Source organism: Pseudomonas sp. 32_A (assembly GCF_017490905.1).
In the GTDB taxonomy this organism is placed as follows: Bacteria; Pseudomonadota; Gammaproteobacteria; order Pseudomonadales; family Pseudomonadaceae; genus Aquipseudomonas; species Aquipseudomonas inefficax.
This window is the reverse complement of the sequence record NZ_JAFGYI010000020.1, coordinates 12,921-29,876: the sequence shown is the minus strand read 5'-3', so window position 1 is coordinate 29,876 and position 16,956 is coordinate 12,921. Positions and strand designations below refer to the sequence as shown.

Genomic DNA, 16,956 nt, shown 5'->3' with positions numbered 1-16,956 from the left:
CCCAGGAGCCCCCCGATGTTCAAGACCATCGAAACCCACGTGCGCAAGCAGGTCGCCCCCGCCGCCCTGCGCGCCGAGTTTCGCCAGCACGAATTCGAGGCCATGCGCCCGTTCTGCCTGCTGGTGTTCTGCCTCAGCATCCTGATCTGGCTGGTCTTCGACCTGATCGTCAGCTTCCTCGGCGGCCAGGGTATCACCTGGCTGTCCGGCCTGTTCATCGCCCTGCTCGGCAGCCTCACCGTGGTGCTGCGGTTCACCCGGCGCAGCCATCACTTCGATGTGCTCAACCTGCTGTTCATCACCGCCATCACCTTGGGTATGCGACTGGTGATCGAAGGCATTCCGGTAGCCCTGCGCCCGGTGTGGCTGGTGCTCGGGGTCTCCACCGTGCTGTATGCCGTGTCGGTGCTACCGGTGCGGCGCTGGTCGTTCTTCTGCGCCATGGCCATCACCTGGGTGGTGCTCAATCCGTTCTACCACACCCGTATCGGGCCGGACGAACTCGAAGGCGCCATGCTGATCAGCTATGCGGTATTCCTCAGCGGCCTGGTCATCTACAGCTACCTGCAGATGCGCAAGGCCAAGCTGCATAACTTCTATCTTTCCAAGGTGCTGCTGGACCAGGCCTATGTCGATGCCCTGACCGAAATTCCCAACCGCCGTTCGTTCATGGCCCAGGCCGACCGCCAACTGCGCCTGGCCACCGCCGATCAGTACCTGGCGATGATCGACATCGACAACTTCAAACGGGTGAATGACCGTTTCGGCCATGACGTGGGCGATGAAGTGCTCAAGCGCGTGGCCCTGCATATCAAGGCGAGCATGGCCGATTACACGTTTGCCCGCCTGGGCGGTGAGGAATTCGCGATCTTTTTCCAGGGGCTGGACCAGCAAGGCGCCGAGCAACGGGTGGCGGCGCTGTGCCAACGGGTGCGCGAAGACGTTGGCGAGCACCCGGTGACTGTCAGCATCGGCCTGGCCCGGGTGGGCCAGGGCGACAGCCTGACCACGGCGCTGGTGCGTGCCGACCAGGCGTTGTACGCGGCCAAGCACAGTGGCAAGGACCGGTTTGTGCTGTGGTCTGCTCGGCTGGCAGAAAGTGATTAGCAGGCCCGGCCCTTTCGCGGGTAAACCCGCTCCCACAGGTTCTCTACAGTGTTTGAAATCTGTGCGGTCCTTGTGGGAGCGGGTTTACCCGCGAAGAGGCCGGCACAGGCAATCCATCAACCGGCAGGCAAACGAATGCGGAACTGCGCCCCACCCAGCGCTGACTGCGCCACGGTCAAGGTCCCACCTTGCCCCTCGATCGCCCGCCGACTGATCGCCAGGCCCAGGCCAAACCCGCCGGTATTGCGGTCACGGCTACGGTCCAGGCGGTAGAACGGCTGGAAAATCCGCTCGCGCTCCTCCACCGGAATACCGATCCCGTCATCCTCCACTGTCAACAGGCAGGCGCCATCGTCCTCCAGGCGCAAGCGCAGCAACAGGCTCTCGTCGCAGTAACGCATGGCATTGCGCACCAGGTTCTGCACCGCCCGTGCCGTCAGCCGTGGGTCCAGTACAAAACGCGGCAAGTCTCCCTCGGCGCGCACCTCCCACTGGATACCCCGGCCATCGAGTTCCTCGGCAAAGCCGCCGAGCACGCTATCGACCAGCTCCAGCAACGACACCTCGACCCGCTCGCGTGCCTGGTCGGCGTTGTACAACCGGCTGTAGGACAACAGCTCCAGCACCAGCTCATCCAGCTCACGCACATGCCCCACCAGCTCCAGCAAGCGCTTGCGGCTGGCCGGCGGTACCTCGTCGAACAGCAGCACCAGGCCGAAATCCAGACGGGTCAGCGGCGTGCGCAACTCGTGCGACACCGCATTGAGCAGCTCGCGCTGCTGGTTGACATGGCGCTCCAGGTCACTGGCCATGGTGTCGAACACCCCGGCCAGCTCACCGATGTTGGAGTGCGGCGAGATGTGCGTACGCTCAGACATCTGCCCCTGGCCAAGGCGCCGGGCGGTTTCCTTCAGGCGCTCCAGGTCGCGCCAGTGCGGCCAAACCCACAGCAGCAGGCAACCGAGCATGGCTGCACCGATCAGTACGGTCACGCCCCACGACAGCACGTTGATATCCAGCGGGTCTGGTGGTGAATGCAGGCGCACCAGCCATTCCCCGTCCAGCGGCGCCAGCACGGTCTCGTAGTAGCCCCATTCGGCGATGCGCACGGCGTACAGGCCATGCTCCAGGCGCGCCTGCTCGTCCTCGCTCAGGTCGGCCTGGTCCATGCGCAGCAGCTGCAGTTCCAGCGGCGCGAAATCACTGGCCAGCTCTTGCTCCACCGCCGGCCACTGCTCGCGCGGGGCCTGGCGGAACTGGCGCACGATCAGCGACTGCACGCCCTTGGCCTGGTCCAGGTTGTAGGCCATGAAGCGGTCCTGGAACAGGCCGACGATGGTGTCGGGGATGAACAACAGCGCACCGGCATAGGCAACGATGATCACCAGGTACAGCCGCACCAGAATCTTCAGCATGGCCGGTCAGCACTCCCACTCGACGCGGCTGAACAGGTAGCCCTTGCCCCACACGGTCTTGATCTTGCGCGCTTCGCCGGCGTTATCGTCGAACTTGCGCCGCAGCTTGGAGATGGCCACATCCACCGAGCGGTCGGTACCGTTGAATTCGATACCGCGCAGTTGCTGCAGGATGCGGTCGCGGTTCAGCACCTCGCCGGCATTGCGCGCCAGTACCACCAGCAGGTTGTACTCGCCGCTGGACAGCTCCACCTCATCGCCGCGCCAGCTCACGGTGCGCTCGGCCAGGTCGATGCGCAGGCCACCGATCAGGATCAGGTCGTTGTCCAGGCGCGGCTCGTTGACGCTGCTGCGGCGCAGCAAGGTGCGCACGCGGGCCAGCAGCACACGCGGCTCGCAGGGTTTGGTCACGTAGTCGTCGGCGCCCATTTCCAGGCCCAGGACCTGGTCGTGGCTGTCGTCGCGGGCAGTCAGCATCAGGATTGGCAGGCTCTGCGACTCCTGGCGCAGCAGGCGGCACAGCTGCAGGCCATCGATGCCCGGCAGCATCAGGTCAAGGATGACAAGGTCGGGCTTTTGCCGGCGGTACTCGTCCAGCACATGATCGCCACGGGCGATCACCTGGACATGGAAGTCGTTGCGTTGCAGGTAGCTGGCGATCAGCTCGGACAGGGCGCTGTCGTCTTCGACCAGGAAAATATTCGGCATAGGCGCTTGGAAGTCTGGGTTGTGGTAGGCCTTGCCGGCCTCTTCGCGGGTAAACCCGCTCCCACAGGGACTGCACAGGTTCCAGATGCTGTGCGGTCCCTGTGGGAGCGGGTTTACCCGCGAAGAGGTCGGTACAGGTATACGCAGAATATAGAACCCTACAGATCGAAAGGATTGTTCTTAACACTTTTTCACACTCGTCCTACAGGTATTAACAGCCACCCAAGGAACGCCTGCCGTAGCATACCGGGGTCATCATCGGAAGATCCGTATGCCTACTACCCTCCCCCCACGCCTGCGCCCATTGGCGCTTCTGGCGTTCCTGGGCCTATCCCTGGCCGGCTGCGACGACAGCGCCGAACAGGAAGAACAGGCCCCCACCCCGCAAGTGCGGGTGGAAACCCTGCAATTGCAGCCACTGGCCATCAGCAGTGAGCTCAGCGGCCGCATCCTGGCGCCGCGCACCGCCGAAGTGCGCGCGCGGGTCGCGGGCGTGGTGCTCAAGCGGGTGTATCGTGAAGGCAGCGACGTCAGGCAGGGCGATGTGCTGTTCCTGATCGACCCGGCACCGTTCAAGGCCGACCATGACAGCGCCCGCGCCACCTTGGCCAAGGCCGAGGCCACCTTGTACCAGGCGCGCCTGCAGGAACAGCGCTACCGCGAGCTGGTCGACGACAAGGCCGTCAGCCGCCAGGAATACGACAACGCCAAGGCCAGCTACCTGCAGGCCGATGCCGCAGTGGCCGAGGCCAGGGCCGCGCTGGAGCGCGCCCGGCTCAACCTCGGCTACGCCACCGTGACCGCGCCGATTTCCGGCCGTATCGGCCGCGCCCAAGTCACCGAAGGTGCGCTGGTCGGGCAGAACGAGACCACGCCACTGGCGACCATCCAGCAGCTGGACCCGATCCACGCCGATGTCACCCAGTCGACCCGCGAGCTCAACGCCCTGCGCCGCGCCCTGCGTGCCGGCGAGCTGCAGCAGGTCGGCGACGGCCAGGCCCGGGCCACGCTGATCCAGGACGATGGCAGCACCTACCCGCTGCCAGGCAAACTGCTGTTCTCCGACATCAGCGTCGACCCCAGCACCAACCAGATCACCCTGCGCAGCGAGTTCCCCAACCCGGACCTCGACCTGCTGCCCGGCAGCTACGTGCGCGTACGCCTGGAACAGGCCGTGCAACCCAAGGGCCTGAGCGTGCCGCAGCGTGCCATCCTGCGCGACAGCGCCGGCGTACCCAAGGTGCTGGTGGTCGATGCGCAGGCCCGGGTCAGCGACCGCCAGGTGGTCCTGGGCAGCGCCCAGGGCGACCGCTGGATCGTCAGCGAAGGCCTGGCCCCCGGCGAACGGGTGGTGGTCGAGGGCCTGCAACACGTCAAGGCCGGTGACCAGGTGCAGGTCGACAACGCACCAGGGGCATCGCCCATCGCACAGCACACTGGCCAGTGAGGGCCTGATTCATGCCGCAATTCTTCATCGACCGCCCGGTATTCGCCTGGGTGGTCGCCCTGTTCATCCTGCTGGCCGGTGCCCTGGCGATCCCGCAGCTGCCGGTGGCCCAGTACCCCAACGTGGCCCCGCCGCAGGTGGAAATCTACGCCGTGTACCCGGGCGCTTCGGCGGCGACCATGGACGAGAGCGTGGTCAGCCTGATCGAGCAGGAGCTCAACGGCGCCGACAACCTGCTGTACTTCGAATCGCAGAGCAGCCTGGGCAGCGCCACCATCACCGCCACCTTCGCCCCGGGTACCAACCCGGACCTGGCCCAGGTCGATGTGCAGAACCGCCTGAAGGTGGTCGAGTCGCGCCTGCCGCGCCCGGTGACCCAGCAAGGCCTGCAGGTGGAAAAGGTCTCCACCGGCTTCCTGCTGCTGGCCACCCTCACCTCCGAAGACGGCAAGCTCGACGAAACCGCCCTGTCGGACATCCTCGCCCGCAACGTGATGGACGAAATCCGCCGCCTCAAGGGCGTCGGCAAGGCCCAGCTGTACGGTTCGGAGCGCGCCATGCGCATCTGGATCGACCCGCGCAAGCTGATCGGCTTCAACCTAACGCCCAACGATGTGGCTGAGGCCATCGCCGCGCAGAACGCCCAGGTGGCGCCCGGCAGCATTGGTGACCTGCCCAGCCGTGGCACCCAGGAAATCACCGCCAACGTGGTGGTCAAGGGCCAACTGAGCACCCCCGAGGAGTTCGCCGGGATAGTCCTGCGCGCCAACCCGGACGGTTCCACGGTGACCATCGGCGATGTGGCACGGGTCGAGATCGGTGCCCAGGAATACCAATACGGCACGCGCCTGAACGGCAAGCCGGCCACCGCCTTCAGCGTGCAGCTGTCGCCGGGCGCCAACGCCATGGAAACCGCCACCCTGGTGCGGGCGAAGATGCAGGAGCTGGCGCGCTACTTCCCCGAAGGCGTCAAGTACGACATCCCCTACGACACCTCGCCATTCGTCAAGGTGTCGATCGAGCAGGTCATCAACACCCTGTTCGAAGCCATGCTGCTGGTGTTCGCGGTGATGTTCCTGTTCCTGCAGAACCTGCGCTACACCCTGATCCCGACCCTGGTGGTACCGGTGGCCCTGATGGGCACCTTCGCCGTGATGCTGGCCATGGGCTTCTCGGTCAATGTGCTGACCCTGTTCGGCATGGTGCTGGCCATCGGCATCCTGGTCGACGATGCCATCGTGGTGGTGGAAAACGTCGAGCGGATCATGGCCGAGGAAGGCCTGCCGCCCAAGGAGGCCACGCGCAAGGCCATGGGCCAGATCAGCGGCGCGATCGTCGGTATTACCCTGGTGCTGGTGGCGGTATTCTTGCCCATGGCCTTCATGCAAGGCTCGGTAGGGGTGATCTACCAGCAGTTCTCGCTGTCGATGGCAGTGTCGATCCTGTTCTCGGCGTTCCTGGCCCTCAGCCTGACCCCGGCGCTATGCGCCACCCTGCTCAAGCCGGTAGCCAAGGGCGAGCACCACGAACGCAAGGGCTTCTTCGGCTGGTTCAACCGCCGCTTCGAAGGCATGAGCAACAGCTACCAGCGCTGGGTCGTGCAGGCGCTCAAGCGCAGCGGCCGCTACCTGCTGGTATATGCGGTGCTGCTGGCGGTGCTGGGCTACGGCTTCAGCCAACTGCCCACCGCGTTCCTGCCCACCGAAGACCAGGGCTACACCATCACCGACATCCAGCTGCCGCCCGGGGCCAGCCGCATGCGCACCGAACAGGTGGCGGCACAGATCGAGGCGCAAAACGCCGAAGAGCCGGGCGTGGGTAACACCACCTTGATCCTGGGTTTCAGCTTCTCGGGCAGCGGGCAGAACGCGGCGCTGGCCTTTACCACGCTCAAGGACTGGTCCGAACGCGGCGCCGACGACAGCGCCCAGTCGATCGCCGACCGCGCGACCATGGCTTTCACCCAGCTCAAGGACGCCGTAGCCTACGCCGTGCTGCCACCGCCGATCGACGGCCTTGGCGAGTCGACCGGCTTCGAGTTCCGCCTGCAGGACCGCGGCGGCATGGGCCACGCCGAGCTTATGGCCGCGCGCGACGAACTGCTGGCCAACGCCGGCAAGAGCAAGGTGCTGACCAACGTGCGCGAAGCTTCGCTGGCGGAAAGCCCGCAGGTGCAGCTGGAAATCGACCGCCGCCAGGCCAATGCCCTGGGCGTATCGTTTGCCGATATCGGCTCTGTGCTGGACGTGGCCGTGGGCTCCAGCTACGTCAACGACTTCCCCAACCAGGGCCGCATGCAGCGGGTGGTGGTGCAGGCCGAAGGCGACCAGCGCAGCCAGGTCGAAGACCTGCTGAAGATCCACGTGCGCAACGACAGCGGCAAGATGGTGCCGCTGGGCGCCTTCGTCCAGGCCAGGTGGGTCAGCGGCCCGGTGCAGCTGACCCGCTACAACGGCTACCCGGCGGTGTCGATCTCGGGCGAGCCGGCGGCCGGCTACAGTTCGGGCGAAGCCATGGCCGAAATCGAACGCCTGGTGGCCCAGCTGCCGGCCGGCGCCGGCCTGGAATGGACTGGCCTGTCGCTGCAGGAGCGGCTGTCCGGCAGCCAGGCTCCGATGCTGATGGCGCTGTCATTGCTGGTGGTGTTCCTGTGCCTGGCAGCGCTGTACGAAAGCTGGTCGATCCCCACCGCAGTACTGCTGGTAGTACCGCTGGGCGTGCTCGGTGCGGTGCTGGCGGTGACCCTGCGCGGCATGCCCAACGACGTGTTCTTCAAGGTCGGCCTGATCACCCTGATCGGCCTGTCGGCGAAGAATGCCATTCTGATCATCGAGTTCGCCAAGAGCCTGGTCGACCAGGGCGTCGATGCCGCCGACGCTGCCGTGCAGGCCGCGCGCCTGCGCTTGCGGCCGATCGTGATGACCTCGCTGGCGTTCATCCTGGGCGTGGTACCGCTGGCCATTGCCAGCGGCGCCAGCTCGGCCAGCCAGCAGGCAATCGGCACCGGGGTGATCGGCGGCATGCTCAGCGCCACCCTGGCGGTGGTGTTCGTGCCGGTGTTCTTCGTGGTGGTGATGCGCCTTGCCGGGCGGCGCCAGGCGGGTAATGCCGACACGCAGGCCGTGACCAGCGACAGCTGACTGGACAAGCCCCGCGTGAAATGGGAGGGTTCCCGGCAATGACTGCCCGGAACCCTTTTTCATGCCTGACGCCCTTCCCTCGTGCTCCATCCTCATTCTGGCCGGTGGCCGCGGCCAGCGCATGGGCGGCCGTGACAAGGGCCTGATCGACTGGCAGGGCGAACCGCTGGTGGCGCATGTGCAGCGCGTGGTACGGCCGCTCAGCGATGATTTGGTAATTTCGTGCAACCGCAACCAGGATGCCTACCGGGCCTATGCCAACCAGTTGGTGGGCGATGCCGAGGCGGACTACCCCGGGCCGTTGGCAGGGGTGATAGCCGGGCTCAAGGTGGCGCGGCATGAATGGGTGTTGCTGCTGGCCTGTGATGCGCCGCTGGTTGACCGGGGGTTGATCGAGGACCTGCTGCGGCTGGCGGTGACCAGTGACAGTGCGGCCATGGTGCGCCAGGGTGGGTACTGGCAGCCGATGTTCAGCGTGCTGCCACGCCGGGTGTTGCCGGTGCTGGAACAAGCCTGGGCGGCGGGTGAGCGGAGTTTGCAGAAGGCCCTGCTGCGCGTGGCGGTGCAGGGGCTGGAATGTGCCGACGATGATCGCAGGTTGAGCAACTTCAACAGCCCGGAGTTGCTGCAAGGCTGAAATCATCTACTGCCTGTGCCGGCCTCTTCGCGGGTAAACCCGCTCCCACAGGTACTACACAGGTCTCAAGGGCAGTGAAGAACCTGTGGGAGCGGGTTTACCCGCGAAGAGGCCAGCACAGGCGACACATCACCCGGCAGACAGCTCCTCGACACTGATCTCGCGCATGCGGAACTTCTGCACCTTGCCGGTCACCGTCATCGGGAACTCATCGACAAAGCGGAAGTACCGGGGCACCTTGAAGTGTGCGATTCGCGCCTTCGCCCAATCGCGCAGTTCCTCCGCACTGGCCGTATGCCCCGGATGCAACCGCACCCAGGCCACGATCGCTTCGCCGTACTTGCTGCACGGCACGCCAATCACCTGCACATCGGCCACCGCCGGGTGGGTGAAGAAGAACTCCTCCAGCTCGCGCGGGTAGATGTTCTCGCCGCCACGAATGATCATGTCCTTGCTGCGCCCGACAATACGCACATAGCCCTGCTCGTCCATCACCGCCAGGTCGCCAGTGTGCATCCAGCCGTCCTCATCGATGCTCTCGGCCGTGGCCTTGGGGTTGTTCCAGTAGCCCAGCATCACGCTGTAACCCCGCGTGCACAGCTCGCCGATCTCGCCACGTGGCAGGGTGTTGCCGTCGGCATCGATCACCTTGTTCTCCAGCCGCGGCTGGGTGCGCCCGACGCTGGTCACGCGGCGCTCCAGGTCGTCGCTGGCACCGGTCTGCAGCGACACCGGGCTGGTTTCGGTCATGCCGTAGGCAATCTGCACCTCGGCCATGTGCATCTCGCCGATCACCCGGCGCATCACTTCGATCGGGCAGGTGGCGCCGGCCATGATCCCGGTGCGCAGGCTCGAGAGGTCGAACTCGCCACGCTGGGGGTGGTCCAGCTCGGCGATGAACATGGTTGGCACGCCATACAACGCAGTGGCCTTTTCTTCCGCCACGGCGCGCAGGGTGGCCAGCGGGTCGAAGGCGTCGTTGGGGTAGATCAGGGTGCTGCCGTGGGTCATGCAGCCGAGGTTGGCCATGACCATGCCAAAGCAGTGGTACAGCGGCACCGGCACCACCAGCCGGTCATGCTCGGTCAGGCCCAGGCTTTCACCGACCATGTAGCCGTTGTTGAGGATGTTGCTGTGGCTGAGGGTCGCGCCTTTCGGGAAACCGGTGGTGCCCGAGGTGTACTGGATATTGATCGGGTCGTCGCAGTGCAGCTGCGCCTGGCGCTCGGCCAGGGCCTCGCGGCTGATGGCCACGGCACGGGCCTGCAGGTCGTGCCAGGCGAGAAAGCCCGGCGGTGGCGCGGCGGCCAGGCTGACCACACCGCGCAGTTCGGGGAAGCGTTCGCAGATCAGGGCGCCCGGCTGGCCACCGGCCAGGCCCGGGACCAGGCCCAGCAGCATGCCGTGGTAGTCGGAGGTCTTGAACGCGTCGGCGCAGATCACCCAGCGGCAGCCGGACTGGCCGAGGGCGTAGTCCAGTTCGCTGGAGCGGTAGGCCGGGTTGATGTTGACCAGGATCGCGCCCACCTTGGCGCTGGCGAACTGGGTAATACACCATTCTGCGCAGTTGGGTGCCCAGATACCGAGGCGATCACCGGGCTGCACGCCCAGGGCCATCAGCGCACGGGCGTGCTGGTCGACGGCTTCGGCCAGTTGCTGCCAGGTGTAGCGCAGGGCCTGGTGGCGGACCACCAGGGCGTCACGGTCGGGGAAGCGGGCGACGGTGGTGTCGAAGGCGTCGCCAATGCACTGGGTAAGCAGGGGTTTGTCCTGGTTGCCCTGGGAGTAGCTTGGCTGGGGCATGGGCGGTCTCTTGTTGTTCTTGTGTTGATTGAGCGGGCCTCTTCGCGGGTAAACCCGCTCCCACAGGGACCGCACCACATTCAGCCCCTGTGGAGGTCCTTGTGGGAGCGGGTTTACCCGCGAAGAAAGCAACACCGGTTTAACGGATGAACACCTGCGGCGTAGTGGTGGACATGTCGCCACCCGGCAACTTGATGTTCTTCACCTTCTCCAGCGTATCCGGGTTGAACACCGCCAGGTCGTTGAAGGTGCCGCCCAGGTACAACTTGTCGCCCTTCTTGTCGAAGGCCACGCAGTAGTAAGTGTGGTCCAGATTCGCCGCCTTGATCAGCTTGCGCTGTTTCAGGTCGTACTTGGCCAGGCGGTTGAGCACGCCGTAGATCTGGTTGGGGTCTTTCGGCGAACGCAGCCCGGTGAAGTACAGCTCGGTCAGGTCGGCAAATTCCTGGGTGTGGGTCTTGCCGGTCTTAAGGTCGACGCTCAGGTAGCCATACAGCAGATCGGCGGTGGCCGGGTCCTGCTTGTCATCCTTGAACCTGGCAATGGTGTACAGCATCGAGAATTCATGGCGCGCGCTCTGGTGCGGCCAGAAGTACAGCACGTCCGGGGCGCTGTAGCCTTTGCGGTTCCAGTTGCGCAGCGGCAAGGCCACCGTGTACTTGCCGGTGTTCACATCCATCTTGTAGATGTCCGGCCCGGCGACGTACAGGCTGCCATCGTCCGCCGCACGCATCAGGTACACCTGGCGCGGCATCGGGAAGGTGCGCACCGGCTTGGCCTCAAGGCCATCGGCGGTGCTGAACACTTCCAGCCGCGGTGGCTTGACCACGTAGTGGTCGTTCAGGCGCTGGGTCGGGTTGACCGTGGCGTACACTTCCTTGCCGTCCGGGCTGATGGCGAACGAGTACATCGACCGGCCCACCTCACCCGGCACACTCGACAGGTTGGCGTGGAAGGTGTTCTTGCAGGTGTCCAGGTCGATGCCGTAGATATCACCGTAGTGGTTGTTGAGCACGTAGGCGGTGCGGTTGTCGGGCGCCATCATCGCGGTGCCTGGGCCGAACTTGTCGGGCATCACGCAGCTCTTGTACACCGTGTCACTGGCCACATCGACCACGTGCAGGTTGTTCGGGTAGTTGGTCACGATCATGTATTCGTGGCCAGCCTTCAGCGCCGGCCCGGTGGCGGCGGCCTGTACCAGCCCGGCACAGGCCGTGGCGGCGATGGTGAGCGCGAGTGACGCGCAGCGTCCAGCTTTCATGCGGTTTCCCCTTGTCATTCTTGTTGGGCCGGTCACTTGTCTTTCGGGAACACGGTGCCGAGGTTGCGCCAGTCTTCAGCAGAGTTGCTCGCCTGGGCGTTCCAGTCCTGGTAGGTGCTCATCATGTCCGGCACCTGGGCCGGCCACCAGCAAGGGTCGGAGCAGCCATACAGGTCGGCCTCCATCGGCTGGCACAGCGAGCTCACGCCACCAAAGGCGTCCACTTCCCAGCCCGGGTCGGTAGTGGCGGTGCAGCCCGCCACTGCGCTCATGGCCATGACTTCTTCGACGCGGTCTTCGGCGGCGGCCTGCTCGAGGATGCGCGCCTTGTTGTTCAGGGGCTTCAAGTGCTTCATGTCAGTGCGCCTTCCGCGGGGTGATGTAGCGATCGATGAAGGCCGGGTTGGCGGCCATGATGCGGCTGTAGACTTCGATGCCGAAGTCGACCCAGTCGCGCATCAGTTCGCAATAGTGGTAGGTCGGGTGCTGCGGGTCGCCATAGCGGGCATAGCTTTCGTGGTAGCAGCCGCCGGAGCACAGGTTGCGGATGCGGCAGCTCTCGCAGCCGGTGTTGCTGCGGTCCAGGCGCTGCGACAGGAAGTCGTTGAGCTGTGCCTGCTTCACGCCCTGGTGCACATTGCCGAAGGTCGGCAGGCTGGAGCCGGTGAAGCGGTGGCACAGGTTCAGCTCGCCCTCGTGGTCCACTGCCAGCATTTTCAGCCCGGCGCCGCACGGCAGGGCCTTCTTGTGGCCTTCGTGGATGTCGGTGATCAGCTGGTGCAGGTTGGAGAAGCCAATGTTGCGGTGCTCCAGCGCCGCCTCCAGGTACTTGCGACCCAGCGCCTTCATGTTGGCGAACACCTGCACCAGTTCTTCGCCGGTGAGGTTGAAGTTGGCCATGTCACCGGAGGTGACCGGGGCAAAGCCGACTTCAGCGAAGCCCAGTTCATTGAACAGGTGGTTCCAGATGGTCTCGACGTCGGTGATGCCACGGGTCAGCGTGACCCGCGCGCCCACCGGGCGGCTGTGGTAGCGCGACAGCAGCATGTCGACCTTGCGCCGCACCACGTCATAGGTGCCCTGCCCGCCCACGGTGATGCGGTTGCGGTCGTGCACGGTCTTGGGGCCGTCGATGCTGATCGACAGGCCGAAGCGGTGGGCATTGAGCCAGTCGATGATCTCTTCGGTGAGCAAGGTGGCATTGGTGGTCATGATGAACTCCACCTGCTTGCCCGCCTCGGCGAAGCGCCGCTCGCAGTAGGCGACCATGTGCTCGATCAATGGGCGATTGGACAGCGGCTCGCCACCGAAGAACACCACGCTGTAACGCTGCTCGTCGGGCGACTCCTTGAGCAGCATCTCCACCGAAGCCTCGGCAGTGGCGGTACTCATCTTCTTGCCCGCGGACGGTTTGTCCAGGTCTTCCTTGTAGCAGTAGGTGCAGCTGAGGTTGCAGCCGGTGTTGACGTTGAGCACCACGGTGTTCAGCGCCGTGCGCTCAACCTGCTTGAGGGCGATTTCCGGGGTCAGCGGCGAGCCGTCGCTGACCAGCTCCAGCGCGATCAGCTCGCGCAGGGTGTCCTGGATATCGCTGCCGGCAAACTGCTGGCCAAGGCGCTGCATCAGCTCCTCGGCCGAGCAGCCTTGCTGGCGCAGGGTGTCGATGATGCCGCCGGTCACCGCGTCGGCGGTGAACAGCGAACTGCTGGGGATATGGAACAGCATGCGGTCGGCGTCGACCTGCACTTCATGCAGGTTGCGTTCGACCAGGTTCAGTAGCGCGCCCATGGCGACCTCCCGATAATCGATGCGTTGGAAAACCGTAAGCCACCTGCCGTTACGGCAGCGGCGGGTTGTTCCAGCGCTGTACGGTGACGATCATGTGCCCTTCGCCAGTCTGGCCACCGTCGGCCAGCGTGGCGACGACCTTCAGGTTGCCGGCGTTGTTGGTCATCATCTTGCGCTCGGGGTTGGGGCCAGCACCGCCTGGCACGAACACGCCATCGGCCTGCATTTTCCCGGCGAACTTGACGTCTTCGTCCTCGACCGCACGCTCGTTGAACGGCTCGACCTTCCAGCTGGCCGGCAGGTAGCCGATGCGCAGCGGCTGGCCATTGGCGTCCTTGCCCCAGGCTTCGGCCTCGAAGCGGCCCTGCACCTTGGGCACCGAGGCGCCGTTTTCGCCGATGCGGGCGATGGAGAACGCCGGCACCACTTTCACTTCCTCGACCTTGTCGTACACCGCCAGGTTGACGCCCTTGAGCGTCCCTACGGCGACTTCGCGCTGGCCAGGCTTGGCATCGGCCGCGGCGCGGGCCTTCACCCGTACCAGGGTCGGGGTCTGCTCCAGCACCTCGGTCACTTCCACGCCAGCGCCCAGGTCCGGTTTGCCGGCCAGGCCGCTGCCGACCAGGGTGATCTCGCTTTCGCCACCGGCCTTGATGAATGCCGGCTGTACCGCCAGCAGGCGCGCCTTGCCCTCCTTCACCGCGGTGAAGTCCAGGCCACGCTCGTCGTGCTCGGCCTCGAACATGCGGCCCTTCATTTCGCCATCCAGCGCGGCGAACACCTGGCGCAGGTTGGCGTCGCCGACCTTGACGTTGCCACGCCATTCATAGCCGTTGTAAAGGATCGCCGAACCGCTGCCATTGAACGGTGTGCCGTCGGCATAAGCGCCCTTGACCTCGACCTTGAAGGTGTCGCCCTGGTCAGGCGTGACGCTCATCACCCCGCGCACATCGCCCTTGGCCAGCATGTGGCCGCTGAATGCCCACTGACCCGGCAGCGCATCGGCCTTGGGCCTGGCCTTCTGCCATTCGGCCCACGCCGCGCTTTCCAGCGGGTAGCGCTTGGCCAGGTCCGGCACCACTTGTTGCAGGGCGATCGGCAGCCAGTCGCGGTCACGCGCCTGGGCCTGGTATTCGAGGGACGGCCACTGGCCGAGATGGAAGTTGACCAGGTGCTCCCATTCCTTGGCCGGGCGCCGCTGCAAGGCGACGCGAGCACCGGAGTGGCAGCGGCCACAGGTTTCGCTGAGCTGGGTGTCGAACTGCTCGACGGTGTTCAGCCGGCGCTCCATGGCATAACGCACACCATCGGTTTCGCTGGGCGCCAGGCCCTGCCTGTCGGCCAGGTACTTGACCAAGGTGCGGCGATCGTCGTCGCTGATCTGCAGGCCGTGCATCACCTGCATGCGGGCGATGCTCATCAGCCAGCCTTCCGGCGTCTTGCGCTGGTGGCTGATACGGCTGTAGGTGTCGTTGCCTTCGGGGATATGGCACCCCATGCACTTGTTCTGCAACAGGCTCGGGCCCTGCTCGGCCGCCATGGCCTGGGTGCTCAGCAGCGCGGCGGCGACCAGCGCCAGTTTGCCCGCATGCCGCCGGAGTCGAGTCGTCTTCAAGGTCAGACCTCCACGGTTGTTGTTCTTATCGTTTTCGCACGCTTTGGTACAGCAGGTGTGCATGTGACGGTTGCGATACAGGAACTGTGCCAGGTGCTGTAAAAGCGTTTTCTGTCAACCTTTTAGCCGGTTTTCGGGCTTTGGGCAGCAGCAGGTATGGCCAATTGCAGCGTGCCATTTCGCGACAGGGTGTTTCATCCTGAGACAGCGCCTGCCATGCAGGCCATTCGCGGGTAAACCCGCTCCCACAAGGACGGTGCCAGCTCACAGGCAAGACTATATCTGTGGGAGCGGGTTTACCCGCGAAGAGGCCCTTGAACCCACTGTTTCACCAACGTCTCACACCGTCTCAATGTGCAACAGCGCAACCCTGCAAGCTCAACCTTGCAGCAGGACAAAACCCAACCCGTTCAACGGCTTGCGGCCATCTACCGACCTTGGCACGCCCATTGCGCCTCTACCCGTCACATCCAATGACAAGAGGCACCGTCCCATGCTTTCCGAACTGCCCATCCTGCCCGCCACCCGCGCCTTTCTCGAACGCAAGCTGAAGATGCGCATCGGCGCCGACTGGCAGGACGCCGCCAGCGGTCGCACCCTGTCGTTCCGCAACCCGGCCACTGGCGAGGTACTGGGTGAAGTGCCCGCCGCCGAGGCCGAAGATGTCGACCGCGCGGTGCGCGCCGCTCGCCAGGCCTTCGATGATTCGCCGTGGAGCCGTCTGCGCCCGCGCGAACGGCAGAACCTGCTGTGGCGCCTGGCCGACCTGATGGAGCGCGATGCCCGACAGCTGGCCGAACTGGAATGCCTGAACAACGGCAAGAGTGCCGCCGTTGCCCAGGTAATGGACGTGCAACTGGCCATCGACTTCCTGCGCTACATGGCCGGCTGGGCCACCAAGATCGAGGGTAGCACCGTCGAAGCCTCGATGCCGTTGATGCCCAACGACCAGTTCCATGGTTTCGTGCGGCGCGAGGCAGTGGGCGTGGTCGGCGCCATCGTCGCCTGGAACTTCCCGTTGCTGCTGGCCTGCTGGAAGCTCGGCCCGGCCCTGGCTACCGGTTGCACCGTCGTGCTCAAGCCCGCAGACGAAACACCGCTGAGCGTGCTCAGGCTGGCTGAACTGGTGGACGAAGCCGGCTACCCGGCGGGCGTGTTCAACGTGGTCACCGGCACCGGCCTGAACGCCGGCGCCGCACTCAGCCGCCACCCCGGCGTGGACAAGCTGACCTTCACCGGCTCCACCGAGGTTGGCAAGCTGATCGGCAAGGCGGCCATGGACAACATGACCCGCGTCACCTTGGAACTCGGCGGCAAGTCGCCGACCATCGTCATGCCCGACGCCAACCTGCAGGAAGCCGCCGCCGGCGCCGCCACGGCGATCTTCTTCAACCAGGGCCAGGTGTGCTGCGCCGGGTCCCGCCTGTACGTGCACCGCAAGCACTTCGACAACGTGGTGGCCGACATCGCCGGCATCGCCAACGGCATGAAGCTGGGCAGCGGCCTGGACCCTGCGGTGCAGATGGGCCCGCTGATCTCGGCCAAGCAGCAGGACCGCGTCACCGGCTACATCGAGCTTGGCCGCGAGCTGGGCGCGACCATCGCCTGTGGTGGCGAAGGCTTCGGGCCTGGCTACTTCGTCAAGCCGACGGTGATCGTCGATGTCGACCAGCGCCACCGCCTGGTACAGGAAGAGATCTTCGGGCCGGTGCTGGTGGCGATGCCATTCGATGACATCGACGAAGTGGTCGGCATGGCCAACGACAACCCCTATGGCCTGGGTGCGAGCATCTGGTCCAACGACCTGGCCGCCGTGCACCGGATGATCCCGCGCATCAAGTCGGGGTCGGTGTGGGTCAACTGCCACAGCGCCCTCGACCCTGCCTTGCCGTTTGGCGGCTACAAGATGTCCGGCGTCGGCCGTGAGATGGGGGCGGCTGCCATTGAGCACTACACCGAGCTGAAATCGGTGTTGATCAAGCTCTGATCATTTTCCTGTACCGGCCCTTTCGCGGGTAAACCCGCTCCTACAGGA

General features: G+C 65.2%; 12 protein-coding genes. 5 read left to right on the top strand and 7 right to left on the bottom strand.

The genetic code is table 11. From position 1 onward, the window contains the following. Positions 1-15: 15 nt before the first annotated feature. The gene (locus J5M58_RS14265; RefSeq protein WP_207878500.1) at positions 16-1,107 is read left to right on the top strand and encodes a diguanylate cyclase; all 1,092 of its coding nucleotides are present in this window, start codon (positions 16-18) and stop codon (positions 1,105-1,107) included. A gap of 116 nt (positions 1,108-1,223) precedes the next feature. On the opposite strand, the gene J5M58_RS14260 is transcribed toward J5M58_RS14265, so the two are convergent. After that, entirely contained in the window at positions 1,224-2,522 is a 1,299-nt protein-coding gene (locus J5M58_RS14260) for an ATP-binding protein (protein ID WP_112252500.1), read from the bottom strand. Between the two features lie 6 nt (positions 2,523-2,528). Then, the gene (locus tag J5M58_RS14255) at positions 2,529-3,230 is read right to left on the bottom strand and encodes a response regulator transcription factor (protein WP_112252501.1); all 702 of its coding nucleotides are present in this window, start codon (positions 3,228-3,230) and stop codon (positions 2,529-2,531) included. A gap of 271 nt (positions 3,231-3,501) precedes the next feature. Here J5M58_RS14255 and J5M58_RS14250 point away from each other — a divergent pair, with 271 nt between their 5' ends. The 3 genes from J5M58_RS14250 to mobA all read left to right on the top strand — a co-directional run bounded on the left by J5M58_RS14250 (position 3,502) and on the right by mobA (position 8,454). After that, complete coding sequence (locus J5M58_RS14250) at positions 3,502-4,677, top strand: efflux RND transporter periplasmic adaptor subunit (protein WP_112252502.1); 1,176 nt, start codon at positions 3,502-3,504, stop codon at positions 4,675-4,677. Positions 4,678-4,688: 11 nt separating this feature from the next. Then, complete coding sequence (locus tag J5M58_RS14245) at positions 4,689-7,817, top strand: efflux RND transporter permease subunit (protein WP_207878497.1); 3,129 nt, start codon at positions 4,689-4,691, stop codon at positions 7,815-7,817. Between the two features lie 61 nt (positions 7,818-7,878). Then, complete coding sequence (mobA, locus tag J5M58_RS14240) at positions 7,879-8,454, top strand: molybdenum cofactor guanylyltransferase MobA (RefSeq protein WP_112252504.1); 576 nt, start codon at positions 7,879-7,881, stop codon at positions 8,452-8,454. A gap of 129 nt (positions 8,455-8,583) precedes the next feature. Here the strand turns inward: mobA and J5M58_RS14235 are convergent, their stop codons facing one another. The 5 genes from J5M58_RS14235 to peaA form a co-directional block, all read right to left on the bottom strand. Next, a complete protein-coding gene (locus J5M58_RS14235; RefSeq protein WP_112252505.1) occupies positions 8,584-10,257 on the bottom strand; it encodes a fatty acid CoA ligase family protein in 1,674 nt (557 codons plus the stop codon). Positions 10,258-10,396: 139 nt separating this feature from the next. Further along, positions 10,397-11,518 carry a quinohemoprotein amine dehydrogenase subunit beta gene (peaD, locus tag J5M58_RS14230; protein ID WP_207878494.1) on the bottom strand — a complete coding sequence of 374 codons (1,122 nt, stop codon included), beginning with the start codon at positions 11,516-11,518 and terminating at the stop codon, positions 10,397-10,399. 32 nt (positions 11,519-11,550) lie between these two features. Further along, positions 11,551-11,874, bottom strand: coding sequence for a quinohemoprotein amine dehydrogenase subunit gamma (qhpC, locus tag J5M58_RS14225; protein ID WP_004375838.1), 324 nt, complete (start codon positions 11,872-11,874; stop codon positions 11,551-11,553). A 1-nt stretch (position 11,875) separates the two neighbouring features. Beyond that, positions 11,876-13,306, bottom strand: coding sequence for a quinohemoprotein amine dehydrogenase maturation protein (peaB, locus tag J5M58_RS14220; protein WP_112252507.1), 1,431 nt, complete (start codon positions 13,304-13,306; stop codon positions 11,876-11,878). 49 nt (positions 13,307-13,355) lie between these two features. Then, entirely contained in the window at positions 13,356-14,921 is a 1,566-nt protein-coding gene (gene peaA, locus J5M58_RS14215; RefSeq protein ID WP_112252508.1) for a quinohemoprotein amine dehydrogenase subunit alpha, read from the bottom strand. Positions 14,922-15,414: 493 nt separating this feature from the next. On the opposite strand from peaA, the gene J5M58_RS14210 reads away from it, so the two are divergent. Then, positions 15,415-16,908 (top strand): aldehyde dehydrogenase, encoded by a 1,494-nt coding sequence (locus J5M58_RS14210; protein WP_112252509.1) that lies wholly within the window; start codon positions 15,415-15,417, stop codon positions 16,906-16,908. Positions 16,909-16,956 lie beyond the last annotated feature (48 nt).